The organism is Solibacillus sp. FSL K6-1126 (genome assembly GCF_038003445.1).
In the GTDB taxonomy this organism is placed as follows: Bacteria; Bacillota; Bacilli; order Bacillales_A; family Planococcaceae; genus Solibacillus; species Solibacillus silvestris.
Genome location: NZ_JBBOPD010000001.1, coordinates 844,174 through 870,440, shown reverse-complemented (window position 1 = coordinate 870,440; position 26,267 = coordinate 844,174). Strand labels below are relative to the sequence as shown.

The 26,267-nt window shown below is 37.4% G+C and carries 15 protein-coding genes; 5 read left to right on the top strand and 10 right to left on the bottom strand.

The window, feature by feature from the left end; translation table 11 throughout:
- Positions 1-84: 84 nt before the first annotated feature.
- A complete protein-coding gene (gene brnQ / locus MHH44_RS04160) occupies positions 85-1,404 on the top strand; it encodes a branched-chain amino acid transport system II carrier protein (RefSeq protein WP_340797892.1) in 1,320 nt (439 codons plus the stop codon).
- Between the two features lie 196 nt (positions 1,405-1,600).
- The gene (locus tag MHH44_RS04155) at positions 1,601-2,971 is read left to right on the top strand and encodes a S41 family peptidase (protein WP_340797891.1); all 1,371 of its coding nucleotides are present in this window, start codon (positions 1,601-1,603) and stop codon (positions 2,969-2,971) included.
- A 46-nt stretch (positions 2,972-3,017) separates the two neighbouring features.
- Here the strand turns inward: MHH44_RS04155 and MHH44_RS04150 are convergent, their stop codons facing one another.
- The 4 genes from MHH44_RS04150 to MHH44_RS04135 form a co-directional block, all read right to left on the bottom strand.
- Positions 3,018-3,614 carry a TetR/AcrR family transcriptional regulator gene (locus MHH44_RS04150; RefSeq protein ID WP_008407380.1) on the bottom strand — a complete coding sequence of 199 codons (597 nt, stop codon included), beginning with the start codon at positions 3,612-3,614 and terminating at the stop codon, positions 3,018-3,020.
- 289 nt (positions 3,615-3,903) lie between these two features.
- On the bottom strand, positions 3,904-5,421 hold the full coding sequence (gene murJ, locus MHH44_RS04145; RefSeq protein WP_340797890.1) for a murein biosynthesis integral membrane protein MurJ: 1,518 nt from the start codon (positions 5,419-5,421) through the stop codon (positions 3,904-3,906).
- 31 nt (positions 5,422-5,452) lie between these two features.
- Complete coding sequence (locus MHH44_RS04140; RefSeq protein ID WP_340797889.1) at positions 5,453-6,541, bottom strand: glycosyltransferase; 1,089 nt, start codon at positions 6,539-6,541, stop codon at positions 5,453-5,455.
- Complete coding sequence (locus MHH44_RS04135) at positions 6,541-7,683, bottom strand: polysaccharide pyruvyl transferase family protein (RefSeq protein WP_340797888.1); 1,143 nt, start codon at positions 7,681-7,683, stop codon at positions 6,541-6,543. The genes MHH44_RS04140 and MHH44_RS04135 overlap by 1 nt, the downstream gene beginning before the upstream one ends.
- Before the next feature lie 364 nt (positions 7,684-8,047).
- On the opposite strand from MHH44_RS04135, the gene MHH44_RS04130 reads away from it, so the two are divergent.
- Positions 8,048-8,995, top strand: coding sequence for a nuclease-related domain-containing protein (locus tag MHH44_RS04130; protein ID WP_340797887.1), 948 nt, complete (start codon positions 8,048-8,050; stop codon positions 8,993-8,995).
- A 795-nt stretch (positions 8,996-9,790) separates the two neighbouring features.
- Here MHH44_RS04130 and MHH44_RS04125 read toward each other — a convergent pair.
- On the bottom strand, positions 9,791-12,064 hold the full coding sequence (locus tag MHH44_RS04125; protein WP_339263814.1) for an S-layer homology domain-containing protein: 2,274 nt from the start codon (positions 12,062-12,064) through the stop codon (positions 9,791-9,793).
- 246 nt (positions 12,065-12,310) lie between these two features.
- Complete coding sequence (locus MHH44_RS04120) at positions 12,311-13,801, bottom strand: O-antigen ligase family protein (RefSeq protein ID WP_065216561.1); 1,491 nt, start codon at positions 13,799-13,801, stop codon at positions 12,311-12,313.
- Between the two features lie 359 nt (positions 13,802-14,160).
- On the opposite strand from MHH44_RS04120, the gene MHH44_RS04115 reads away from it, so the two are divergent.
- Together MHH44_RS04115 and MHH44_RS04110 are read left to right on the top strand one after the other, a co-directional pair.
- Entirely contained in the window at positions 14,161-14,427 is a 267-nt protein-coding gene (locus tag MHH44_RS04115; protein ID WP_008407391.1) for a hypothetical protein, read from the top strand.
- Between the two features lie 313 nt (positions 14,428-14,740).
- Entirely contained in the window at positions 14,741-16,750 is a 2,010-nt protein-coding gene (locus tag MHH44_RS04110) for an S-layer homology domain-containing protein (protein ID WP_340797886.1), read from the top strand.
- A 301-nt stretch (positions 16,751-17,051) separates the two neighbouring features.
- Here MHH44_RS04110 and MHH44_RS04105 read toward each other — a convergent pair whose 3' ends face one another.
- The 4 genes from MHH44_RS04105 to MHH44_RS04090 all read right to left on the bottom strand — a co-directional run bounded on the left by MHH44_RS04105 (position 17,052) and on the right by MHH44_RS04090 (position 26,234).
- Entirely contained in the window at positions 17,052-19,028 is a 1,977-nt protein-coding gene (locus tag MHH44_RS04105; RefSeq protein WP_340797885.1) for an N-acetylmuramoyl-L-alanine amidase, read from the bottom strand.
- Positions 19,029-19,606: 578 nt separating this feature from the next.
- Positions 19,607-20,548: a C40 family peptidase gene (locus MHH44_RS04100; RefSeq protein WP_340797884.1), complete on the bottom strand. Its 942-nt coding sequence runs from the start codon at positions 20,546-20,548 to the stop codon at positions 19,607-19,609.
- 284 nt (positions 20,549-20,832) lie between these two features.
- Positions 20,833-21,894, bottom strand: coding sequence for a CAP and S-layer homology domain-containing protein (locus MHH44_RS04095; RefSeq protein WP_340797883.1), 1,062 nt, complete (start codon positions 21,892-21,894; stop codon positions 20,833-20,835).
- A 254-nt stretch (positions 21,895-22,148) separates the two neighbouring features.
- Positions 22,149-26,234 carry a hypothetical protein gene (locus MHH44_RS04090; RefSeq protein WP_340797882.1) on the bottom strand — a complete coding sequence of 1,362 codons (4,086 nt, stop codon included), beginning with the start codon at positions 26,232-26,234 and terminating at the stop codon, positions 22,149-22,151.
- Positions 26,235-26,267: the final 33 nt, after the last annotated feature.

Here is a 26,267-nt window from a genome sequence, read left to right as displayed (position 1 = left end):
AGTTTTATGATAGAATTAGTTTTTGTTAAAAGATTTAAATTTTTAGAAAACTTTGTATTTTCAAATTAAAGGAGTTAAGTCAACATGAATAGCAAGTCAAGTTTTTTCCGTGAGAATATCGCGGTAGGTTTTATGTTATTTGCATTGTTCCTAGGTGCAGGTAATATCATATTCCCACCACAACTAGGTCAAATGGCCGGGGAGAATATTGTAATATCCATGATCGGATTTTTAATAACAGGAGTAGGGTTGCCTCTATTAGGTATTATTGCCGTAGCAAAGAACGGCGGAGACTTAGAAATATTGGCAGGTCGCATTAATCCATATTTCGGAATAATTTTCACGTCGATTATATACTTGTCGATTGGACCATTCTTTGCAATTCCGCGTACTGGTGCTGTGTCATATTCAATCGGTGTGGAACCGTTTTTAACAGAAGCAATGAAAGGTAGCTGGATTCCATTATTTATTACAACACTTATCTTTTTCGGAATCACATTCTACTTAGCATATAACCCGACAAAAATCGTCGATCGTGTCGGAAAAATTTTAACACCTGCACTTTTAGTCGTTATTTGTTTACTTGCGATTAAAGCCGTTATTACTCCGTTAGGTGAAGCTGGTGAAGCGCAGGGGCCATATATTAATAACGCTTTTGGTGAATCATTCATTCAAGGTTACTTGACGATGGACGTACTGGCATCATTAGTATTCGGAATCGTTATCGTTCAATCATTAGTTGCTCGTGGCGTAACGGAGAGAGCTAAACAAGTTAAAATTACAATTTTCGCAGGTATTGTCGCTGCAATAGGTTTAGCATTTGTCTATGTATCATTAGGTTATATCGGTGTAACAAGTACATCGGCTATCGGCTTCCAAGAAGATGGCGGTACAATAATTTCTCTAGCAGCACAGCAACTATACGGACAAGCCGGTAATATCATTTTATCAGCCGTGATCATTTTAGCTTGTTTAACAACATCTGTAGGTTTATTATCTGCAAACGCAACATTTTTCCATAAGATTTTCCCGAAAGTTTCTTACCAGGTATACTTAGTTATTTTCGCACTTTTCAGCTTCGGTGTTTCAAACTTTGGATTATCGGATTTAATTAATCTATCATTACCTGTTTTGGTTGCAATTTATCCATTCGCAATTGTGCTTATGATTTTTGCATTATTCGGAAACCTTTTCAATCATGCACCGAGTGTGTATGGAATGGCTTTAATTTTCACAGGTGTTGTGGCAATTTATGACGGGATCAAACAAGCCGGATTCGAAATCGAAGCTTACGATAAGTTTTTATCAATCTTCCCGTTTTATGAGCAAGGCATCGCATGGGTTGTCCCTGCATTAGTCGGTGGTGTCATCGGCTACATCATGTATTTAGCAAAACGAAAATAAGTTTAATTACTAGTATGAGGGTAAGTTATAAGTGTAAAAACTTGTAACTTACCCTCTTTTATTGACTAAAAATAGATTAAAATAATTTTTTACACTTACCATAAATTAGTGAAGTATTCATGATAAAATATGGTAATATCGCTATTATGGCATTACGCATTACATTATAGAAAAATAAAACTAATGAGGTGGACTCATGCTAAAAAGACGTTTGTCAGCAATACTGTTTTTCATCATGTGCCTAACCGTTCCTTTGACGGTACTAGGTGCTCCTTTAGATGAAGCAAAACAGATTGTTAAGGAAAACTATGTAGGGAATATTAATGGTGATATCAACCGTGCTACAAGCATCGACCAACTGACAGAAATGCTCGATTCGTATTCCGCTTACTTTACACCGGAAGAATTCGATGAGTTTATTAATGGCGTGGACCTTACTACTGTAGGCATCGGCGTTATCATCGAAAAGGTTGAAGGCGGTATTCAAATATCCGAGCTGATCGATGGGGGCAGCGCAAAAAATGCCGGCTTAAAAGTTGGCGATATCATCACAGAGATTGATGGGAAACCGGTTGCAGAACTTACAATCGACCAGGCTTCTTCACTTATTAAAGGAGCAGCAAATACAACGGTTTCTTTAACGCTTTCACGTGAAGACGGCACAATTATAACGAAAAAATTAACACGTAAAGCTTTCTCGCTTCCTAATGTGGAAACAAAGCTTTTATACGGCAATACGGGATACATTTCATTGAATTCATTTTCAAACGACACGGCGAGCCTCGTTACAAAGGCTATTCGTGATTTGAAAAATAAAGGGGCAAAATCATTTATTTTCGATTTGCAAAATAACGGGGGCGGCTATGTAACCGCAGCAGAACAGCTTATCGGTATGTTCCCGAATGCCTCCTATGCCTATAAATTGAAAGAAACTTCGGGGACATCTATTGTCCGTTCGATGAAGCAAACAACAACATTCCCTGAAAATACGAAAATGCTTATAAATCGATATAGTGCCAGCTCGTCGGAAATGACTGCGGCAGCACTTTCCGATCAAAAAGCAGTCACACTATACGGGGAAACGACTTATGGTAAAGGCTCGATGCAGGCATTTTACGAGCTTGAAGACGGCAGCTTTCTAAAATTAACAGTTGGCCATTTTTATGGTCCAAACGGTACGAAAATAAATGAAATTGGGGTTAAACCTCATATTAAAACAGCAAGCGAGCCTCTCTTTAAAGCACATTACGATACAATTGCTTCAAACTTAAAAAACTATAAAGAACTTGCTGCCTTAAAAAATGTTCCGTTAAATAAAACATTTACGATCAAGTTTTCCGCTAAACTGGCGAAAGAGCTCAATGCTTCTTCCGTAGAACTAGTAGAGCTGGGTGCAGATACTGTAAAAACAACCCACAAATTATCGGGTCAACAGCTCGTTGTTACCCCTGCAAAAGAATTAACGGCTGGCAAAGAATATGCCCTCATCGTTCATCCTAAAGTAAAAAATGAGAAAGGCAAAAATTTAAAAGCTGGTGTTTATTTACATGTAACGACAAAACAGTAAATGAAAAAAGAGACGATTTGCGCATTGGCAATCGTCTCTTTCAATTTTATGAATGTACTAAGCTTAGTTCCGTTGCAAAATAAATCATGCAAATCTCTTTTGCTAGCTGTTCCGGACTCGTTTTATTCGTTAATAAGTTTGTCAGTGTCAGCCGTTCCACCGAACCAATAAGACTTTCTGCAAGAATAGTCGCATCCGCCTGCTTTAAAACATTCGAATCTTTTAACTGTGTATTTAGGATATGTATTAATTCAGAAACAAGCATTTCCTTTACGGCCGTTGATTGCTCTGCTTCATAAAAACCGATTTTTGTGAGGTTGGGGTTTTCGATAAAAAACTCGAAAATATGTGTCAGACTTCCTTGAATAAGGTCGATTCCAATTTTCCCGTTGTTTATGTCATTTGTTGAACTAGAAAAAATTTCAGTTAGCTCATTGTGGAACTTCTCATTTAAATCGTTAAACAATGTTTCCTTACTTTGAAAATATAAATAAAATGTCGGCTGTGTTAAATTTGCCGATTTCACAATATCACTGATTTTTGTTTGATGATAACCATATGTAGAAAATAACTCAATTGCTTTTTCCAATAATAATTTTTTACTTTTTTCACCGCATGAATTTACACGTCTTCCTCTTGCCATACTTCTCCACCCTTATCTCTATTTTAGATGTTTAGTAATTTATATTAAATTCCAATTATTCCACTTATGATTATATAGGAAAGTTTTTTTAAAATAAAGTTTTCCGCCATATAACTAACATTTCTCCTTATTATTAGCACTCCATTGACATAACTTAGCAATAATTTGAATTTCATCATCCGTTAATTGACCTGTTATAAGGATAAATTATTCTTTGCCTGAAATATCATTATATAGTAGATACAAAAAGGCGTATCCTAATCAATTTCAGGATACGCGCTTTGTCATGTTATTTTTTTCGTAAAATCTTACCTTTTACTTTACCTGTAATCTGCTGCAGCTCATCCATTTTGAACGCGAACAGTAATATCATATAGCTAATTGACGCAACGATAAATGTAGCAATTATATGAAGCCATTTTTGATCGATTGAAATCCAATGTGCAATCGCCCAGTTAATTGCGACGTATATTAGTCCAATGATGGCCAACTTAAACAGCTGACTAACGTTATTGTCCAAAAGTTTTAACTTATATTTACTTTGAAGCACAAATACAAGCAACAGGAAGTTTACGATAGCACTGATTAATGTCCCTAGGGCAACCGCATTAGCGCCCATTTCATCAATCGTCGCCATTACGACCGCAATATTCACACCGAATACTGTTAAAATACTGAATATCATCGGTAATACGGAGTTACCCTTCGCATAGTAGAAACGCGTAATATACGTGTTTGCAGCAAGGAAGAACATCGTCGTACTGAATACTTGCAGCAGTGGCGCTGTAATCGCTGTTGACTCTGCATCAAATTCTTTATATTCAAATATGATGCGGACAACACCTTCTGCCTGGAAGTAGAAGAACACCGAAACAGGCAATACGAGTAAATATAATAAACGCATCCCGCGAACATACAGTTGTTTTACCGACTCTGTGTCCCCTTCTCCTTCTTTTTTGCTGAGTAAAGGGAAAATAACGGTCGTTACAGCAGTCATTAAAATTGCCTGCGGGAACTGGGACATTTTTGTCGCATAGTTCATCGCTGACGGAACACCAGCTTCCAGCATATTAGTAAAGAATCGTTGAATTAAAATATAAAGCTGTGCAGTCGCACCGCCAAGCATAATTGGCAACGCAATTTTCCATAGCATTTTTTGATCTTCAGCCTGTTTAAAGTTTGGCTTGAAGGACATTTCTTTCACATTTCGAACTCCGAATACAAGGAACAGGAACATACAGATTGCCCCGACTAATGCCCCGATCCCCATTCCGACCGGTCCCATTGTGATGGATAAGACTACGGATACGAGTAAAAATGAAGCGTTATAAATAAGCACTGAAAACGCTGATAAATGATAACGGCCCTGGACATTTAAAATACCGCTCATCCAAGTCGATAATACGAGCATAATCGTCGATGGCATCATCCAGTAGTAAAGCGAGCGCAGTATTTCATATTCCGCCTGATTCTCAACTTGGAAAAATTGCATTAATATCGGATCGGCCAACGCCATAAATAAAATGACAATGAGCGTAATCGAAACAGCAATCGTTGTAAACGTTCGCTGTATATATTCGGTAATGCTTGATGACGTCTTATGGTATATGGATATAAACGCTGTCGTAAACGCTCCGCCGATGACTAAATATAAAAAGTTTGGAATTGTATAAGCATTAACAATACTATCTGAATATAAAGTGGTACCAAATTCAATCCCGATATACGTTTCACGGGCAAAGCCGACCAGTCGCGCTAAAATATTAATAACCGCGACGGCCCCTACTATTTTTAAAATTCCTTTCAACGCTTATCACAATCCTTTAATTACAATTACTTTATTTCGCATGTGTTGTGTAGAGCTCTTTTAAACGTGCAATAATGTTTTTTGCATCATGTGTATGAAGCAGCTCAGCTACACGTGCTTCATTCACTGCGATTCCGTCTTTCACTGCATTTTCAAGTGCCAGCTGAAGTAAAATCTCGTCTTTAGGAGGCACTAATACCCCTGCTCCATCTGCCAGCATATAATGCAGTCCCCCGACATCCGATGCAATGACCGGTGTGCCGCAGCTCATTGCCTCTAAAGCTACTAATCCCAGTCCTTCAATATAAGAAGGGAGTACGAAAACATCAGCCGCCTGAAAATAACGCGCCAACTCCTGCTGCGGTAATGGTTCGATAAAATGAATCGCCGTATTGTCCCTAGCAAGTTCTTTTACTTTACTAGTAAAATTACTATCTTTTGTCGAACCAACACAATAAAGAGCGGCTTGCTGCGGAAGCGATTCCGTTACTTTATTGAATGCACGTACAAGTTCTGTAACACCTTTTTCCCGTATAATGTTACCTACGAATAAAAAATTTGTCTTGTCAGGGTCCATTCCAAGCTCTTTTGCATGTTGTTTTTTATCGTCCGCTTTATTGAAAACCGTACGATCAATCCCCATGCTCATTACCGAAATTTTATCGTTTTCCACATGGAAAGTTGTTTCAATCGTTGCAGCAAGCTCTTCCCCTACTGCAATGACATGATCTGCAGACTGTAAAATCTTCTCCGTAAACTCACGGATTTGTCCGCCTTTTTTGGCCATTTTATTAATATCGCCGCCATGTGCCGTTACGATATACGGGATATTGTGACGCTTTTTTAAATAGTAGCTGAATATCCCGCTCGGAAATACGTAATGACTATGTGTTAGCGAAATATTCCGCTTGTTTGCACGGAATACACGCATAAACTGTTGAGCCCACTTTAAATATTTCAGAATAACATTTTTCTTTCCTGTTGCTGGATTGGTATTTACCGCGAGCACTGTATCGATACCCTCTTGTTCCAATTGATCGACCTGATTTTTCACGAAAATGCCGTAAGCTAAATGTTCCTTTGAAGGATACATATTGCTAATGACGAATACTTTTTTCATTACTTTTTCGCACCTTCTTTTAAAAGCTGCTCCCCTAATGCTGATTTTTCTTTAAATGACGCATTTGTACGAGCCGCTAAGTTTTGTGCACCGTTCCAATCTACTGCCATATCGTTAAAGAGCATCGCAAACTTCTCCTCTGATTCATGAAGTGAATCAATCGGTAAAGAATAGTTGCCAAGCCCCGCCATTTGTAAGAAGTCATTCACCTTCACATGATAAGACACACCGATAATCGGCGTTTTCGCATCCGTTGCCAATATTAATGAATGAAGTCTTGTACCGATTAACACATCAAATGTAGACGTAATATGTAAAATACGCTGCGGCGGCAAGTTTTCATCAATAATTTTTGTATTCTCCGGATGCTTCATTTTAGCCTGAATATCTTTTGTCACATCAGCATCTTGCGGATATTTTGTCGCAAAAAATGTTACATCGACATTATGCTCTTCAATTAAACGATCCAGGTTTTTCGCCATGCCATTAATATAGTTTTCGTATTTAGTCTCATCGCCTGTTGGCCAGTATGAAGCATTATAGTAAGGAACCGCTGTAACACCAACCGATTTTGGTTTATCACTATAATTTGAACGCTCTACTTCTAAACTAAATGCCGGATCTCCAATTACATGTACATTACGTTTTACCCCGATTGTTTTTAGTAGCTGTTCAGATTGCGGATCACGCACTGAAATATTTTGTGCATGCTTGGCCATATAGCGGATAAACCATTTACCTAAGCCTGTGTTTAGTGGACCCGCCCCACAACCATAGACAACATATGGTACATTATTATTTTTGGCCATCATCGCATATGAACCATACAGCGGTGCTTCACGTTTATAAAGATCCATCAAAATACCGCCGCCGCCGATTACGACAAAATCAAGGTTTTTCACGACATTAGAATTTTCTTTATACGTCTTCATAAACGTTTTCACGGCATTACCGTTTTTGTAATATAAAGGGTAACTTTGCACAGAATAACGTTCAGCTGTTTGTTTTGGGTTATTACTAAATACCGTAATATTTTTTGTATCTATTTGAAATACCTTCTGCAGCTGGCGAATAATACTTATTAAAATCGCCTCGTCTCCATTATTATCATTCCCGTAATTTCCAACAATACCAATTTTCATTTATTCATTCATCCTTTGAATCAAGCATATTAAGTACGCTTGGCTTATTTCATTTTTCATTTGAAAAACACATCTGAAGTCGATGTGTTCTGCGTTATGATTCGTATTTTCAGTATAGCATAATGTCTGTTTGAAACGATATTCCCGAGGGCAAGATCACACCATTTCACAAGAAGAAAATTAACAATAAATTTATAGTTTTTCGTTAATGAGACGGTTTGCATATAAGATTAGTTTCATTTTTACTTTTTGAAGTGGAAATTATGCATTAAATGACTTTTCCAGGGCATTTGCAAGCCGGGGAATTTTCGGATACATTGCTGTCATAGAGATTTTGTCTCAATGCACGAGTAGAGGTGATTTATTGTACAGGTCTGAAAATTTTAAGTATTTGGATGCCCTTGTTTCTAGATTGGAAGCTAAGGATGAAGAGTTCATCACATTTCAGGAAGCTTATTATCGCGTCCAAGCTGGAATTGCAGGCGAATTAAAAATGCAGAGAACATTAGCGGATTATCATTTTATTGGTCCTTATAAAATTTTTTATAACTTTGAGTGTATAAATGAAAAGGGTTTTTCTCATCAAATCGACGCCCTTATATTAACGACAAGATTTCTCCTCGTTGTCGAGGTTAAACAAATTTCCGGTACTTTGTTTTATAAACCTGCATTCCACGAGTTCGCTCGTCAAACTGAGGAGGGGGTTTTAGAAAATTTCCCGAATCCTTTTGACCAGGCTTACCGGCATCAGTTATTTTTATCGCATTTATTATCAAGCTGGAAAATTCAGCTGCCTGTCTTATATATTGTGGTCAATGCTAATATCAGAACAAAATTGGATTCGTCCTTAAACGGTTCCCCGATTATTCATTTAAGCGGCCTGCCGAAGTTTCTGGAGAAATTATATCAAAACTATGGTGAAATAAAACTTGATTTAGTGAAATTGGAAAATAAATTATCGGCCATCTCTTGCAGGCTACCTGTTAGAAGAAAAATAGATAGATATCGTATACGAAATGGCGTCCTTTGCAAAAAGTGCGACTTTCAGCATGTCATGTATTATCATCACGGATTATGGATTTGCCCACATTGCGGCGTGAAAAGTAAAGAGGCAATCTTTTTAGCATTACATCACTATCGCGTATTAATCGGGGACCGCATTACAAATCGTAAATTGAGGGAATTTGTCGGAATCGACTGTAAAGCAGTTACTTCCAAACTTCTAAAGCGCTTAAACTTTGAGCAATTTGGCAAAGGACGTGGTGTCTATTACTTAATTCCTGAAGACGTTTTAAATCAGAAAAATGGATAGGTTGTTTTCTTATGTAATTTCTACTTAAAGGGGGTGATGAGTTACTTACGAAGTATATTCTTCTAGTTTTTCCGGGTAAAGTTCTATATTTCTGGGGCTGTGTTCTACATTAGCGTTAATTCATTCTACTTTCTTGGTGCGAAGTTCTACTTTCCCACCATATCTTTCTACTTTCTCTGACAACTTGGCTAATACTCGCAACCGATTCTACTTTCGGAATGAAACTTTCTACTTTACCCGAGAAACGTTCTACTTTCTTGGTGCGAAATTCTACTTTAATCCAAAAGCATTCTACTTCCGCACCATAACTTTCTACTTTCTCCGACAACTTGGCGAATACTCGCTACCCGTTCTACTTTTCAATTGAAACTTTCTACTTTATCTGATTAATGTTCTACTTTCTTGATGCCAAGTTCTACTTTAACCCGAAAGCATTCTACTTTCGAGCCAAAACTTTCTACTTTCTGCGACTACTTGGCGAATACTCGCCACCTGTTCTACTTTTTAAATGAAATCTTCTACTTTACCTGAGAAAATTTCTACTTTCTTGGTGCGAAGTTCCACTTTCTTCCGTAATTGTTCTACTTTCGCGCCAAAAAATTCTATAGTTTCAACAACATAGAAGCCAATACTTACACCTTCCCCATAAAAAAATACATTCCACGTAATAAAACTCTCCGGTTCAACCTCACTTCGTTTAATTCCCTCCCCCTCTTCCCCAATGCCCCCTTTTCTCCATAAAAAAACCTTTGTAAAAGTTGCGATTCCTCGCTGCAACTTTACAAAGGTTCTCTCTTATTTGTTTTGTGTAATTGTGCGGTATAAGAATAAGCTGAAGTGCACGCGTGATACTTCTTGACTTGGTTTATAAGTATTATCTTCATAACCTGTCGTAATTTCATTTGCTGCTAGCGTATGAATATAATCGTACGCCCAGTGCTTTGTACTTACATCTTTAAATTTCGTAGAAGTAGTACCTGTTAACTTATATGCTTCAACTAGGATTTTCGCCATTTGAGCACGAGTTAATGGTTTGCCTGGCTCATACTTGCCATCACCAGTACCACTCATGATGCCTGCTTGTACAATCGCTGCAACTGCACCATAATATGTGCTCTTTGTTGATAGATCACTAAATCCAGGGTTTGGCACATCTTTTGTAGATAAGCCTAATGCACGAGTCAGCAATACAGCTGCTTGACCACGGTTTAATGCTAAATCCGGTTTGAATGTACCATCCGGATACCCGTTGATTAAGTTATTATCCACTAAATATTGAATTTCTTTTTTATATACATTGTTCACAGAAATATCTTTGAATAATGGTTTTTCTACAGCCTTTACAACGATATCTTTAGAAACAGATTTTGTTCCTAATGTCGCTGTTACACGGGCAGTGCCTTCTTTACCATTCGATTTGAAAAGACCTGAGCTGGATACTGAACCGATGTTTCCATCAACAGACCATTTAATTTGTGAATCGTTATAAATTAATGTTTCATTATTTGCCCCTGTTACATTTGCTTTTAATTGAAGCGATGCATTTGGTACAACTGGACCTGTTACACCTGAAATAGAAAGTCCAGCAGGTGCATCGACTACATTAAAGCTGATTGTTTGTGTTGCGCCTTTATTTGAAACCGTTAGACGTTCTGAGCCAGGCGCTACAGCTGTATAGCTTAAGCCATTAACTGTTACTGTATTATTTTGCGGTGTTAACACAAAATCACTTGCATTTACTGCCAATGGATTGTAATACTCGTCCAACACATAGTTTGGTGTAAGTTTCACTGTTGCACCGACTAATAACGTACCTACTTTATCACGATTTACTTGAATATATTTAGGTGCATTTGTTGTTGGAGCTGTACTGATTGCTTCAATAATTGCAGATACGCGACGTTGTGTACCTCCAGACGGTGTATTGGCTAAAACGACTGTGTTACTGCCGTATTTTCGAATACCCATTGTTGTTGAACCGCCGCCATCTAAATTAATCGCACGGTCAAAGCCAAGGCTTACTAGATAATCCGCAAACTGTGGTAAAGACATACCTGCACTTGAGCTAATACGTCCGTCCACTGTAATTAAGTGTACTTTCTTCTTATCTTTGCTGATTGCAATCGCCGTACGTGGTGCAACTTCTCGAGCACGTGAGCTCGATTCATTGATTGTCAGATTTTTCTTGCCGTCCAATACGAGTAATGGACCACTTGCCATCATAAACTGTGCGTCCATCCAACGATCATCAATAGCAAAGTTTACTGAAATTTCATCGCCGACTTTAATACCACGGTATTTATCGCCCCATGCTGATCCGTTAAATGAAAGCACGAAACCGTTACGCGGAATTTTCGTTTTTGTCTCATCATCATAACCACGGATTGCAGTAACCTTACCCGTTAATGTTTGGCCGAATTTCGTTGCACCGACTGTATTTCCAGTTTCAACGATAAACTCCATACCTTTTCCGTTGTTCGGCGTCATAGAACTATGATTTTGCGGTGTATAAATAACCGCCTCATCTGTTCCACGCTTTACATTAAGACCATTTACTTCATTTGTTTGACCGTTATATGTAACGTTAATCTTACTATTGTAGTAAGCAATCTCTCCGTATCCGTCCTTTGTAATACCGAATGCAATTGGTTGGCTCACATAGTTCGAACTTGAATCTGAAATAACGCTTGGTGTAACGATTGTATTATATTGAGAAATTAAATATAAAGGATAGCCATCCCCCATATTATAGAAATTAGAGTTGATTGCCCCAACTACCCGGTTTCCTTCCTTCGTATGACTGTTCGCATGTTGCGTCGTTGTCATTAACGTATTGACCGGAGTTGGTAAACCTAAACCGATTTTTGTGAAAGAGTCTGTTAAATCAACTTCTAAATGATTAACCACACTTGTTTTAGAACCTTTATGAGTGTAGTTTGAATATGTTACCCCTGTCGAAATCGGGTATGAGTCATTTGTCGTTTGTGCTGCACTTGCAAATTGCGGTGTACTGAAAATGAGTGCAAACACCATTAGCACTGCAATAAATAGAGATTTATTTGTTTTCATAATTTGTGCTTCCTAATTAAATTGAAGCAAGTCACCTTCCTTTCTTAATGTCCTATCTCTAACCTTAACAAATTTTCGCATGAGAAACTATTAATCTTTTGTTACATTTTACAAGAAATCCATTTTTTCAACATAAAGTTACATCTTGTATAAGAGAATAATGCAAATACAATAATGGAAGCTTCTAAAATAGTCTGTTCATTTCATAAAAAAAGAACTATCCCCTTAAAGAGATAGTTCCTTGATTTATTCTGCTTTTTGTTTTTCGTAATCGCTGAGCTTGAGCATTGGATACATTGTGCGCATACTTGCAAATATTCCAAAGAGAATAAAGTAGAATAGTACATATACTTTTAATTCCCAAATATTATAGAAGAAGCCTGCTACACCTGTTGCAAACCATAGCCCGAATAAATATTGCCCGAAGATTGTTTTACGTTCTTTCCAGTACATCCATACCATCGCAAGTAAGAAGCCTGCAAATAATAGAACGCCGACTGCACCCGTCTCAGCAATAACTTGAATATATTGGTTATCGGAATAGAAGTTCTTGCCGCCGTATATATCAGAACGGATACCATATTCCTCATAAATCGGTGAGTCATATGATAAAGTTGCCGAACCACCGAATGTACCAAAACCGGCACCTGTAATCGGATAATCCTTCAGCACTTCAAATCCTTTTTTAATATAGAACATACGACCACTTTCCTGCATCAACTCCAAAGTGTCGTCCGAGAATGTTTCCGTGAAGCGATTGCTGATTCCACCAGAAATTTCCTCTGGTGCTACCGTGTTTTCCACACCTAAGTTTTGTAAAAATGATACTCCCCAGTTTACAGGGAAATAAATTAGTGCAATTGCCACAACAAATGAAATGGCAATTCTCTTCAATAGCTTCCAATTTCGTGATAGCAGCATGAAGAATAAGACGAAGACGAACGCAGAAATCCATGTACCACGGGAAAGTGTCAATAACAGCATTCCAAAGAAAGCGACTTGTGCTATACGGAACGTCCATTTAAATTCATTGTTTTTATAAGCCCATCGCAGGAAGAATACCGCGCCAATTGCAAAGAACATGACTAATGCCAGTGAGTTCGGATTGTTCAGCATACCATAGACACGCACGAAGTTTGTTGAAGAAAGTATTTTTTCCGTCCAAATTTCAGGCATTAATAACTGGCGCATCGACAATTTTTCGAAAATCCCCTGAATGAAAATAACTGCACCTGAAAATACAGTAACCCATGCCAGTTTCACAAGGAAGTTTTTCGGCAATTCACTGCGGCTTAGAATGTAATACAGTAAATACATAACGCCGAATGTACGTAATTGGAAGACGATCGCACCAAGTGATACACCGTTTTTGTAGCCAATGATTGCACCGAAGATTAAAAAGGCGAAGAAGAAGTATTCAAATGGTTTGAAATGAAACCAAGTTTTAAATTTCTTCGTATTAAGTAAAAATAAACGCAGTAATACGACGATTGTAATTAAATCGCCGATGAGTTTAAGACCAGGGTTCAGTTCAATAAAGAAGGTACGGAAAATAACGTACGGTACTAAAATTACTAAACTTTGAAAAGGCTTAAAAAATGCAAAGAGTACAAAGAAAATCGCTGTACTGATTTGCGCTATCGAAGGCGGAAGCAGTAAGGCCGCCACAAGTACAAGAATTGCCCCAAAAATTTCGAGCCACTCTTTTTTATTCATTTTGACAGAAATGTCATTCATAGATGTCCCAAACCCTTTCCTATATGTAGTTCTCTATTTTTAGATGAGTTTTGCTCATGTGGATTAAGACGAACTTAAGTATAATATGGTTACAATTATAATTCAATGAGAGTATAAAACACACCCTAAATTACTAGAATAATTGTCAGATCAATGGTTTTTCAGTCACATAACATAAAAAAAAGAGAGGAAATATGCCTCTCTTCACCCCCAAACCTCTCGAATTAAAATACCCCTGAATTTTACCATCAAATAAACTTGAAAGATTTTAAAACTTTCTGCAGCAAATCCCTCCAGTCATTCATAATTGCTCATCAAAACCATAAAATATATACATCACTATTTTGGAGGTCGTACTATTGCAAACTAATAACCGTAAGAAAAACAATGAACCGCCGATCGATAACAATCCATTAATTCAAGCCGCTTCACTTGAGGTATTAGCCGGTTTGTTAGCTACGTTAGCTGAAGGGATTTCTACATTTGCATCTGCTCTTGCACTACAGGAAACACAGCAGCAGGTCACTAACAACAATCAAAACAACGTGAATCTCCAGGAAGTACATGAACAGCTTCATTACTTAACAAAAGAAGTAAAAAAAATATCGAAGGCATTAAACTTGTAATCATTTTCCGGTTTTCTTAAATAGAAATACGACGCTTTGTTTTGAAGTGCCTTCTATTCTATTTGTTTATCGCTATTCCTCTCATATAAAAAATCTCCCCCTCAATTGAATTTTATGAGCTTTAACCCAGCTCACTCTTTTTTATATCTTCTATCCTTATAGTATTGAACTCATTTTTCCCTATCATCAAAATATTTTTCAAAGGACTTTTTAATTACATTTATATTACAAACGTCTAAAGAATTAGGATTCATCTATGATTCTCGCTCATATATTGGTAAAATATCATCATATAGGAAAGGAGCGTGAATCTGTGTTTAAAAAAATAGTTGGACTAGCATTCGCATTAATCGTTGCTCTGTCTTTCACAACACAATCAACATCTCATGCAAATGATATAAAAGGCCATCAAATGGTAAATGAATTAACATACTGGTCTAATCTTAATGTCATCCGACCAGACAGCAAAGGAAATTACTACCCAAACCGTGCCGTTACGCGAGGTGAATTTGCTTCTTACATTACACGCGCACTTGAATTACCAGACTCATCTACATACACTTTTAAAGATTTAAAAGCTGGTAATGAACTGACACGTGAAATTCAGGCAGCTGCAGGCTCTAACATTTTAAGTGGCTATCCTGATGGCACATTCCGTCCGAACGAAAAGATTACGCGCCAGCATATGGCAGCACTTTTGGAAAAAGCATTGCGTTATTCAAACGTGCCATTGGAAGGACAACCATTAACATTCAAGGATAACAACAAAATCAGTGATCAGTTCAAACCAGCTGTATCTACAAATGTTTACTACAATATTATCCGTGGATCGCATACGAAAAACGGGGTATTTTTTGAACCTCAGGGCAATGCGACAATCGCTCATGCTGCAGCATTTTTATTCCGTATGCAAACGACAATCGAAACATTTGCTGTAAAAGAAGGTGAAGGACCGGTGGAAACACCTGCTCCGAACCCAAATGTTTATTATGTCGGCAAAATTTCAAATGGAGTAATTACGAAAAACTCTACTGTTTACTTTAACTACGAACAAGCTGAATCAGCGTTAAAAAGTTCTGGCTCAAACTTGATTATTAAAGGCGAAAAAATCATTAAAATGTCATCTGGTATCGCTTCAGCAGCTGATACGAAAGCAAACACTGTAACAATTTATTCAGATAAAAACTTCACGAAGTCGTTATCGTATGCTGTAGAAGGCTCTCAGTTTAAATACATCGGAAGCAACGATCAGTATGCAATTGTTCAATTAGCTGATACAAAAGGCTATGCGAAAATTGATGAAGTTACATTAACACCGACAAGCTTAATTAAAGGACAAGACTTCTATTTTGTTGAAGGCGGTTACTTAACACATCGTACGTACAACCATATTACACAAAAATATAATTGGGATTATGTAGTGAGTGAAGCACCTGTATTTATGCAGCGCGGCGGTCAATACTATAGCCAAGATGGTGTAAATTTCTACTCTGATGTTCTATTAACGAAAAAAGTAGGCACACATTATCCGTACTTCCAATTCCAATCGATTCGTCAGCCATCTAACTATACAGCTGAGGAACTGGACAATATGATTATGACATTATTAGCAGAGCGCCAGGCAATCAAAACTTCCCCTCAATATGCTAAAGCAACGACTGAATCTCGTTTAATCGGCATGGGTAAATTTTTAAAGCAGGTGGAAGCACAATATAATGTCAATGCCCTATTCATTTTAGCTGCAGCAATGCACGAAGGTGATTACGGTGTAAGTAAAAATGCATTAACGAAAAACAATATTTTCGGTATTAAAGTATTCGATACAGATCCGACATTAGGTGAAGTTTATAAATCTCGTGATGATAGTGTCCTTGCGTTTATTAACCGCTATGTCAACCTGAACTACGTGCCTCAATCAGGAGGTTATGCAAAAGGTGCAACACCGGGGAATAAAACAGCCGGCATGAACGTGCACTATGCATCAGATCCATTCTGGGGCAGTAAAATTGCGGGCCATATGTACCGTATGGATAACCGCTTTGGTAAAAAAGATTACAAACAAGCAAAATTGGCCTTCGTATCATATGAAAATGGTCTTTTAGTAAATGTTCGTAACGAGCCATCTACAGCTTCGCCAGTTCACTTCACTTATAAAGCCAAATATGTAGGTGAAACAGGCGTGTTCGGTTACCCTATCTCAATCGTTGAAGAAACGAAGGGTACGGACGGCTATGTATGGTACAAAATTATGTCAGACAATAACCCTCCTGCAAAATACGGTTGGGTACGCTCTGATTTAGTTCAATTAATTCCAGGAAATTAATATTTAAATCCAGTACTTCTACGGAAGTGCTGGATTTTTTTTGAGTTGGGGCTGAGTTTGCGTGAGTTGTTGTTTATTAGAAAAGTTGTGAAGGTTATTAGAAGAATGGGATAGGATATTTGAACTTCCAGCTATGATTTTAGAACATCCGGATGTCATTTTAGAAGAGATACCTATTTTATTAGAACTTGGCACTTTTATTAGAGCATTTTTCAGGATATTAGAACTTCTGATAAAGATATTAGCAAATCGAAAACAAAAAACCGAGCAACCCCCCTCTATCAGGAAGCCACTCAGTTCATCATTTCGTATAATATTGCACAATGCCATTGTAAATGGACTGAGCAAAAATTTCGACATACTCGTCAGATACCAGTTTTTCTCTATCTTCATTGTTAGTTATGAAACCGAGTTCCACTAAAACAGCAGGCATTACGTTTCCTTTAATAACAACATAGTCTGCGCGCTTTACACCACGGTTGTACATTTTGGCGTTTTTAACGATTTCATTGTTAATGGCCGTTGCCAACGCTAAATCTTCTTTTTCATTTGCATTGGAAGTCACGCTGTAGAATGTTTCCGTTCCATTTGCTGATTCCTTCGCTGCTGCATTTGCATGAAGACTGATAAAAATATCACCGTTTTCATTTTTTGCGTATCGAACACGATCCTCTAAGCTAGGATATGTATCTCCAGAACGCGTCATTTTCACTTTTGCACCATCTTTTTCAAGCTTTTGCTTTACGAGATTTGCAACTTTTAAAACGATTTCCTTTTCACGTGCGTCTTTCTTTACAGCACCTGGGTCTTTCCCGCCATGACCTGGATCTAGAACAATAATACGATCTTTTACAGCAGGTCCTTTTTGATTTAGAAGTTGTAAATATGTTTTATTAATATAACCATTTATACCGTTATACGTTATTTTAGCCCAGCTACCGGATACCGAATGGACTTCCACTAGTGTACCTCGCTTAATTTGACCAAGCGAACGTGCACTGCCTGAAGCAGTCTCGCGAATTTGCAATGCATCAACCGTTGCTTTACCAACCGTATTCGTCAATAGCTCTTGCGGCGGGGTAACTGGTTGTTCATTTTCACCGCCATTACCTGCAGGTGGATTCGGTACATTATTTTCCTCTTCCACTACCGGTTTTTCCGGTTCCACTACTGGAGGAGTAACTGGTTCTGTCTGCAATGTGTCTTCAGTTTGAGAAACACGGACATAGGCAGGTAAACCATTTACTAACGTAACATACCAATTGCCAATCGTATTATAAACAGCAATTTTCTCTTTTGCTGCTATTGAACTTACACTATTTGAACCAACATCACGCTTTTCGTATGCTTTAATATTGCCCGATGCGTAAACATGCTTTTGTACTTTATTAAGCTGCTTACCTGTTTCATCAATAAAATCTACATAATCCTTGTAAACATAGGCATAGCGTCCTTCATGGGAAACTTTCAGCCAACCATCTTTCTGGATTTCAAATACAGCAAACGATGCACCTGTATTTACTTTCGCCAAAATATTCGATGCATTTGAAGAAGATGCAGATGTGCGGACATTTAAATTATTTACATTTGCTTTAACAGAAGCAACTGCTGTCGAATTATCCGGTACAGTCACCCCTTGAACAGGCAATGGCAAACGATACTTTTCAGAAGAGGCACGAGCAATAAATGATGCGAACTGTGCACGTGTTACTGAATTTTTCGGATTATATTTATCAGCCTCTACAGTAATTCCGTTAAAGTAGATTGCCGCGATGTATGGATAATAGCCATACGTCGGTTTAATATCTTTAAATGGAATTTCCAGCTTTTCTGTTTGAGCTGTGTTTAATTTAAATGCAATGGCCAGCACTTTACTCATTTCTTCTCTTGTCAAAGGAGTGTTCGGCGCAAATTTTCCATTGGATTGCTCAGAGAAAAACCCTAACTCCACAGCACTTTCTACATAGCCCGAAAGCTCAGTGCCTAATGTAACATCAGAAAACGAGGACTTTTTTACAGTTAAAGGCTTGTTATTTGTTGCAACAACAACCATTTTAGCAGCTTGCCCCCGGGTTACATGGGCATTCGGTTTATAAAGAGTTTTACCGTTTTCTGTATACCCTTTTATGACACCCGCATTTATTAAATAGTTTATTTCATTATACGCCCCGTTTGAAGAAGGGACATCGGCAAAGCTTGTACTAGCATATGCCGTATTCAATTGGAACATTGCCATGAAGATGATTGTCACCGACATGACCAGATTGCGCAAAGACAATGTTAAAATCCTCCCCTCTATTAGATAGTTCCCATTTTACCAAATTATTCATAAAATTAATATGTACAAAGCAAGAAATTTAGTATTTTTCTAGATTATAGAAAATAGAAAGTGATATTTTCATTATTTGCTGATGAGAGTTTCTCATTTAGGTGACAATGGCTTCAATGAATGGCTAATAAACTGGTGGGGTTCTACTTTAATCGTGTACTGTTCCACATATGAGTTAAAGGTTCTACTTTCTCTCGTAAACTTCTACTTTAGGCGAAAAAGTTTCCACTTTCATTCTAAGAATTTCTAATAGAGTTGTAGAGTTCTACTATTAGTGCTGATTGTTCCACATTAGGAGTAAAAATTTCCACTTTCCCTTGCAACTATTCTACTTTATACGAAAGAGTTTCTACTTTTCCTCCGTAAACTACTAATAAAGCTCCCCCTCCAACAAAAAAAGAAACACAGACAAATTTCGTCTGTGTTTCAAATACTATTAGTAAGTACTTCCCTGCAAGGTGGATATCTATTGAGATATGTAGAAGTTACTAATTTTTATTCATTAAGTATTGGTATTGCCAATCTTATTATTGTAAACGGTTAATGAAAGCTGTTAAATGTTTTAACATAACGTTGTCGTTTGTACCGAATGTGCCGTCACCTTTACCAACTGTGATGCCGTTCGATGCTAAGATCGCGATGTCGTTATGTGCCCAGTGAGATGTCGGTACATCTGTGAACTTTAAAGTATCTTGTTTCATTTTTAAGTCAAATGCTTTTACTAACACTTTTGCCATTTGAGCACGTGTTAATGGTGAAGCTGGATTGAATTTACCTTCATCACCAGTGAAAACACCTAATTTATATAGTGCTGTTGCTGCACCTGCATATTTTGATGATGATTTAATATCTGTGAATGGTGAATTTGTATCAGATGTATCTAAACCTAATGTTTTTGCTAACTGAATTGCTACTTCACCACGAGATGCATAAATCGTGAAATCGATAGCTGAATCTTTAACTTCTTCTTTTTCAACTGAAGATACTGCTGCAACTACTTTATTACTTTCTCCAAAGCTCGCTACGCGTTTTGCTCCGTTATATCGTTTCGCCCAGTAAGAAGAATTTAAACTTGCTTCAGTAACGCCTGTGCTTGTACCAGCGTGAACGAATTTATTTCCACCTAATGAGATACCAACATGAGAAGCTACTTTACCAGTAGTATTAAAGAATACTAAATCGCCTGGTTGTAAATCTGATTTTGAAACGGCACTACCTTGTTTATATTGAGAAGCAGCTGTTCGGTTAAGGTCAAAGCCTAATTGCTTGAATACTAATTGAGTAAATCCAGAGCAATCTAATCCGCTTGCTGTTGTTCCTCCGTAAACGTATGGTACACCGATATATTTAGAAGCTGTTGCTGTTAATTCTGAAACTGATGCTGCTTGTGCTGTATTATTCGAACCCATCCCTACACCTGAAAAAATCATGAAAGTTGCAAAGATCGGTAATAAGATTTTCTTTTTCACTTTAAAATGGAACTCCCTTCAAAATAGGCCTCGTGATGAATATTCGAGGTATAACATAACGTAAAACTTGTTTGTTCATGTTTATTTAACCTAATAACAGGGTAACATATATAATTGTGATATTATTTTTCACTTGTGTAACAGTTTGTAGTAATTCGATATAAAAACAGAAAACACCAAATCCCTGTATTTATGCAGAGATTTGGTGTTTTTAATAGAATTTTTATAATATGAAATTATATTTCGTAACATTACTGTAATGTAAGGTACTAGTATTTACCATTTTATTTACTAGAAAAGTGTTGAACTACATAATATTTTCCATTTTTAGATTGCTCAATGCCGGTGCCCATATGTGTGTATACTTCTTTTAAAATATTATCTCGGTGTTTCGGTGACGCCATCCAAGCCTTTAACGTTGTTTCCGGTGACTCGAAGTTTCGGGCCAAGTTTTCTCCATAGCTTGAATATTCATAATCGAACAATGTCGCTAAATCCCACGGGTTGCCGTAAAATGGTGAATTATGTTCAAAGTAATTGCGTTTTAGCATATCCTTCACTTTAATAATAGCAATCTGTGTTAACTTCTTGTCTTGCATAAATGGTGAAAGTCCTTTAGCAGCCCGTTCTTTATTAACAAGCTCCAATATTTTTTTCTCCCACTGTTTATGATGATTCACTGTATCAATATAATCTTTTTGTAAAAAGTCATATACTACTTCCAGATTATTAATCTTTTCCTTAAATTCCATTCCGCGCATCGTCAGTGCAGCGACATGAGCTCGTGTAACAAACTCATTCGGTTCAAAAGTTTTAGCAGTCTTTCCTTTTACAATTTCCACATCTGCCAATGATTCAATATAATCTTTTGCCCAATAGTTTTTAGGCAGATCCTTAAATGATGTCTTATTTTTCTGATCAACTTCAACCTCATAGGCAAGAGCGATCATTTTTGAAATATGTGCACGCTTTAAAGGGGCTTCAGGATGAAACTCACTAGCGTTTTGAATAATCTCCAATTCTGCAAGTTTACAAATCTCTTTATAATAACGGTGATTTGCAGGAACATCCGTAAATTCCGGAACAAAATCAGTCGCGAGAGGAATGCCCATCGTTCTTGCAATAATACTTGCCGCCTCAGCACGAGTCGTCGTACTGTTCGGTTTGAATGTACCGTCTGTATAGCCTTCCATAAACCCTTTTTCAACTAGCTCATATATTACAGGTGCTGCCCAATACGTATTTTTCACATCAGTGAAAGTTGAAGACGTTTTTGCATATGCATCAGAAGATGGTGCATGTAATAAACACGCAATGATGGACCCCATAATTAAAACCCGTTTCATCAAACCCCCCCTATCAGTCCATTTCCTATTATTATACAATGAATTAATTACTTTTCTCTTAACAGAAAACTTGTCTACTAACTTAAAAGCCACTAAATAGAAATTCTACGCCAAATTCGACCAGAATCAATCTTATTTTCTGCTAAAAAGCGTCCAGCTCAAATTTAAGTTTACTCTAAAAAATACCCCAAAAGGCAGATTTTCCATTCTACCTTTTGGGGTACAGTAATTAAACTATAATATTTTCAATTAAATTACAACCCTAATTCAAAAATAGCTGCCTGCAGTTTATTGTAGTTTTTCACTAATGATTTTTGGTCGTTTGTCAGGCGATCGTAAGCTGATTTCGCAGACTTTGCTCTTGAAGCGTACGTTCTTAAGGTTGAATCCAGATCCTCAATTTGCTTAATGACACGCTCCGCTGCTTTTAAATCTTTTTCGGCTTGCTGAAGAACAGAGTAGTTCAGTACTTGACGCTTGGAACCAGAAGGAAGTGCTTTATATGCCGCCAATGCATTTGTAACATCTGTAGCAAAGCTGCTGGAAGAAGAATTCAATGAGGCAATGATTGTCGTCACCTTTTGGACTTCTGTCATATCGAGTACTGCCTCTTGTAATTTGTAATAGTTTGTTACCTTCAATTTTTCCTCTTCAGACAATTTGTCATATGCCAGCTTTGCGGCTTCCATATTCCCTTGATAGTACTTGTCGCTTGGCTTTAACCCGGCAATTAGTGTATAGACATGAATTACATTCGATAAATTCGAGTACTGATCCATATTCGTTACGTACTCTTTTTGTTTATCATCCAGTTTTTTCAGTGCATTATTGACTGTATTGAACTGACGGCTCAAATCATTTCTTGGATTGCTCAAACCCTCAATTGCATTAATTGCCGCTTCGATCGGTTTAATGTATTTTTCCTGTTCTTTTAATTCAGGTTCGAGCGTCACGCCTTTTTTATTGGCCGAGCTTAATGATTTATAGGCTTCACGCGCTTCTTTTATTTTGGCGATAAATTCATTTGCCGGTGCTGCATTTAATGCTCGAATCATGGCATCTACCTTTGCGCCGCCTTCTACATTCAGTTCATGCTCCTGCAATGTCGCTAAATTCGACACTTGCGCTGCTAACTCAGCCGGCAGTTCGTTATATAACGCTCTTGCTGCTGCTGTCTCTTCCACAAACGTTTTGCTCGATAATTTAATCGAATTAATTGTATTTACTACATTATAAATGGTAGCGAAATCTCCCAATAACTTTTCACTGTTGACGAGCAGTGCGCGTTCAGACATTGTCAGCTTTTCATAGGCTTTCTCTGCTAATTGATACTTAGAAATAAATGTACGAGCATTTGAAGGATCCAATGCGAGAATATCGTTATCCAGTTTTAATACCGGTTTTACTCCGCGTTCGCGAGTCGTCAAATCTTTGTAGTTCGTTACTAAACGCTGATCTGATTTAGTCAGACTGTCATAGCCGTTTCGCGCATCAATCAGTTTTTGAATATAACCTTCCGCAGTAGGTATTGCCGCATCAATTAGTGCCACTACCTTCTTGGCATCGGAAACACCTTGTTCTGCAGACGCAAGCTTCGTAATATTGTGCACGAGTTCTTGCTCTTGAACAGATAGTGCTGCATAATCCGCACGTATTGCCGCAACTTCTGCCTCATAGGTTTTCGACCCAACACGCAGTTTTTCTATACGGTTGATTAAATCTGCTACTTTTAAAAGATCGCTCAGCTTCGAGCTATAATTATAAACATCTTGTTTTTGCTTATCCGTTAACCGTTCATATGCTTTTTGAGCAGCCGCTACTTTTGACGGAAAATTACGGTCTGTGTGAACGGGCAGCTTTTCAATAAGTTCGATTACTTTCAGTGATGCTTTGTAGTCCCGTTCAAGCTCCGTTAACACTTTGGCATTCCCGACATTGCGTTTCGTTGCAGAATCCAATTTTTTGTAAATTGCCGATACTTCCGCTAAATCGGTGATGAATGCTTCACCGGATTTTGTTTGCAGTGCATCGATTCGGCTTTCCATTGAAAACGAATCAGAAACAATCGTTTCAAAGCCCTTTAATTTTTTTCCGTATTCGGTAAAGAGCCTTAATTGAATATTCTCAAGATCTGTAACTGGTTCTGACGGAGCATTATAGTCCTTAAACATATTTGCAAAATCATTTTGTACTTTCGATAGATTAACCTTAAATTCAGCTGTAGTAGAACGTATTGCATCAATTTCAAGCATCAGCTTTGCGAACGGCAACAGCTCACCTAGTTTATTTCTATTGTAAACAAGCCCTTGCATAGGCTCTGCCAGTTTGTTGAAGGATGTTTCGGCTGCAGTCGTTTTACGCGTAAAATCCTTTGCCATTACATCAATTTTGCTGATTGCCTGAATTGTACTTAATACTGCCTTATTCGCCTTTTCAATCTCTGTTAATACTTTAATATTTTTTACTAATCGTTTGCCGTTCGCAGATAGTGAATTATATTTTTCACGTGCTGCATCGATTTGCTGCAAATCGACTAATTCAGTTTTTTCATAAACAAGAATGTCAGTATCCAATTTTGTAGCTATAGATAGTTCATCTTTTTGCAGTTGCAAATAGGACGTTAAAAATTGATGAAGTTTCTCGATATTTTCTGTATCATCTGGAAGAACTGTAACTTTGACTGAATCCCAAGTATTTAATTGTTTTTCCGCTTCCACTAGATCTTCCATATAAGTAGTGCTCGTCACTTTTAAGTTGGCTACATATTCGGCAATTTTCGCTATCGGCATCAAGGCTTCTAGGCGGGCACGATTCGTGACAAGCTCTTGCTCTGGCGAAGCAGTTTGTCCTTCGCCTGCTTTAATCTTTGCATAAGAGGATTCAGCTGTGCGAACTTTCGTGATAAAACTTGTTGTCGTCGATAACTTTTTGGAATCCGCTAATTTACTATCATCATGATTAGAAAAAACATCTGTTTTGATTGCATCAATTTGTTTTATAACATTTGCGGCTGTTGATGATGTTTTTTCCCAAGAAGTTAGTAAATCCAATGCCTCTGTTAATACATATTTGCGGTCCGACGAGGATAGGCCATTATAAGCTTTACGCGCATTCGCAACGATCAAGCTTTTCTCTTTAAATGTTGCAGTATTGATTTTTAATATTTCCACTTCGACTTTTTGTACTTTTTCAATAGCCTCTTGCATGTCTAACAATTTATTATAATTTGTAACAAATGTTTTTTCGATTGTGTTCAGATTTTCATACTTTGCTTCTATTGTCGGTAATTTTGTGCGAAGCTCTTCTGAGTTTGCCTTCAGCTTCGTTAATTGGGTAATTTCATTCAAAACTTGTAAAGCATTTATGTAGCTTTCCAAATCACTGTAATTCTCTACCAGTTGCTGTTGAAGTGTAGACAATTTTTCATACTCATTAATAATTGTCGTTATTTTTGAATTGAACGTAGTTGCAGTTGGTGGATTGAGTTTAATATCATTTATTTTATTTTCTACAGATTCAGCTTTCATAATATTCGTCTCTGCGTTTTTTATAAATTGTTCAACGCCGATACTATTTTCAACGATTTGAATTATTAAAATGTTTTTTAACGACGGGTTTGAAATTTCCATTTCACTTAACATCGTACGGGCATTTTCAACAACATTTTCATAAATATCTTTATCAACCGATTCCGTTTTTGAAGCGGTTTGAATAGGAGAAATTGCATTCAAAATAAATTCTTCCAGCTGCTCAACAACCTCTTTATTCGTTTTCAATTTTTTTACAGATTGTTCACTCACAAATTTATTAACAAATTCGTCTGTTCCATTTCCTCCGTAATATTTAAGTGTTGAAAGGAAACTACCGGCAAGTTCGCCTGCTTGAACAGCAGCTAAACTTAGTTGCTGTGAAGCTGCAGGTATATCTTTTAACAGTTCGTCATATACAGTTTGAACAGCATTAGTTTCCGCAATTAAGTTTTTATTGGATGGAGTTAGTTTTACTATATCGTCCTGTAAACTAATGGCCTTTTTCGTAAATTCAATATAGTCTTCTAAATATGTAAGCTTGGAATCAATTAAGTTCTTGTTCGCATCTGATAATAAGGCTTTTTCCTCATCAGACATTGTATTGTATCGATTACGCTCAATTTGAATTGTTTGAGCGCCTGATTCTTCATTGACTGCTTTAAAACTATTCAATAATCCCTCTGCAGTAACTGATGCTACGACATTAAAGGGAGTCGGTGTTTCGCTCGCTTCTGCCTCTCCAGCCTGCGCAATGATAGCAGGAGTGATCAAAAGCCCCGCCATCAGACCAACCTTCAAGTTTTTCTTCATCGTTTTATCCCTTCCTTCACGAGTAATGCTCAA

What these genes read in the sequence shown, in the direction of transcription:
- MHH44_RS04090 (WP_340797882.1), bottom strand. Translation starts at nt 26,234, where the DNA reads ATGAAGAAAAACTTGAAGGTTGGTCTGATGGCGGGGCTTTTGATCACT.
- MHH44_RS04150 (WP_008407380.1), bottom strand. Translation starts at nt 3,614, where the DNA reads ATGGCAAGAGGAAGACGTGTAAATTCATGCGGTGAAAAAAGTAAAAAA.
- MHH44_RS04155 (WP_340797891.1), top strand. Translation starts at nt 1,601, where the DNA reads ATGCTAAAAAGACGTTTGTCAGCAATACTGTTTTTCATCATGTGCCTA.
- brnQ (WP_340797892.1), top strand. Translation starts at nt 85, where the DNA reads ATGAATAGCAAGTCAAGTTTTTTCCGTGAGAATATCGCGGTAGGTTTT.
- MHH44_RS04135 (WP_340797888.1), bottom strand. Translation starts at nt 7,683, where the DNA reads ATGAAAATTGGTATTGTTGGAAATTACGGGAATGATAATAATGGAGAC.
- MHH44_RS04125 (WP_339263814.1), bottom strand. Translation starts at nt 12,064, where the DNA reads ATGAAAACAAATAAATCTCTATTTATTGCAGTGCTAATGGTGTTTGCA.
- MHH44_RS04120 (WP_065216561.1), bottom strand. Translation starts at nt 13,801, where the DNA reads ATGAATGACATTTCTGTCAAAATGAATAAAAAAGAGTGGCTCGAAATT.
- MHH44_RS04140 (WP_340797889.1), bottom strand. Translation starts at nt 6,541, where the DNA reads ATGAAAAAAGTATTCGTCATTAGCAATATGTATCCTTCAAAGGAACAT.
- MHH44_RS04095 (WP_340797883.1), bottom strand. Translation starts at nt 21,894, where the DNA reads ATGAAACGGGTTTTAATTATGGGGTCCATCATTGCGTGTTTATTACAT.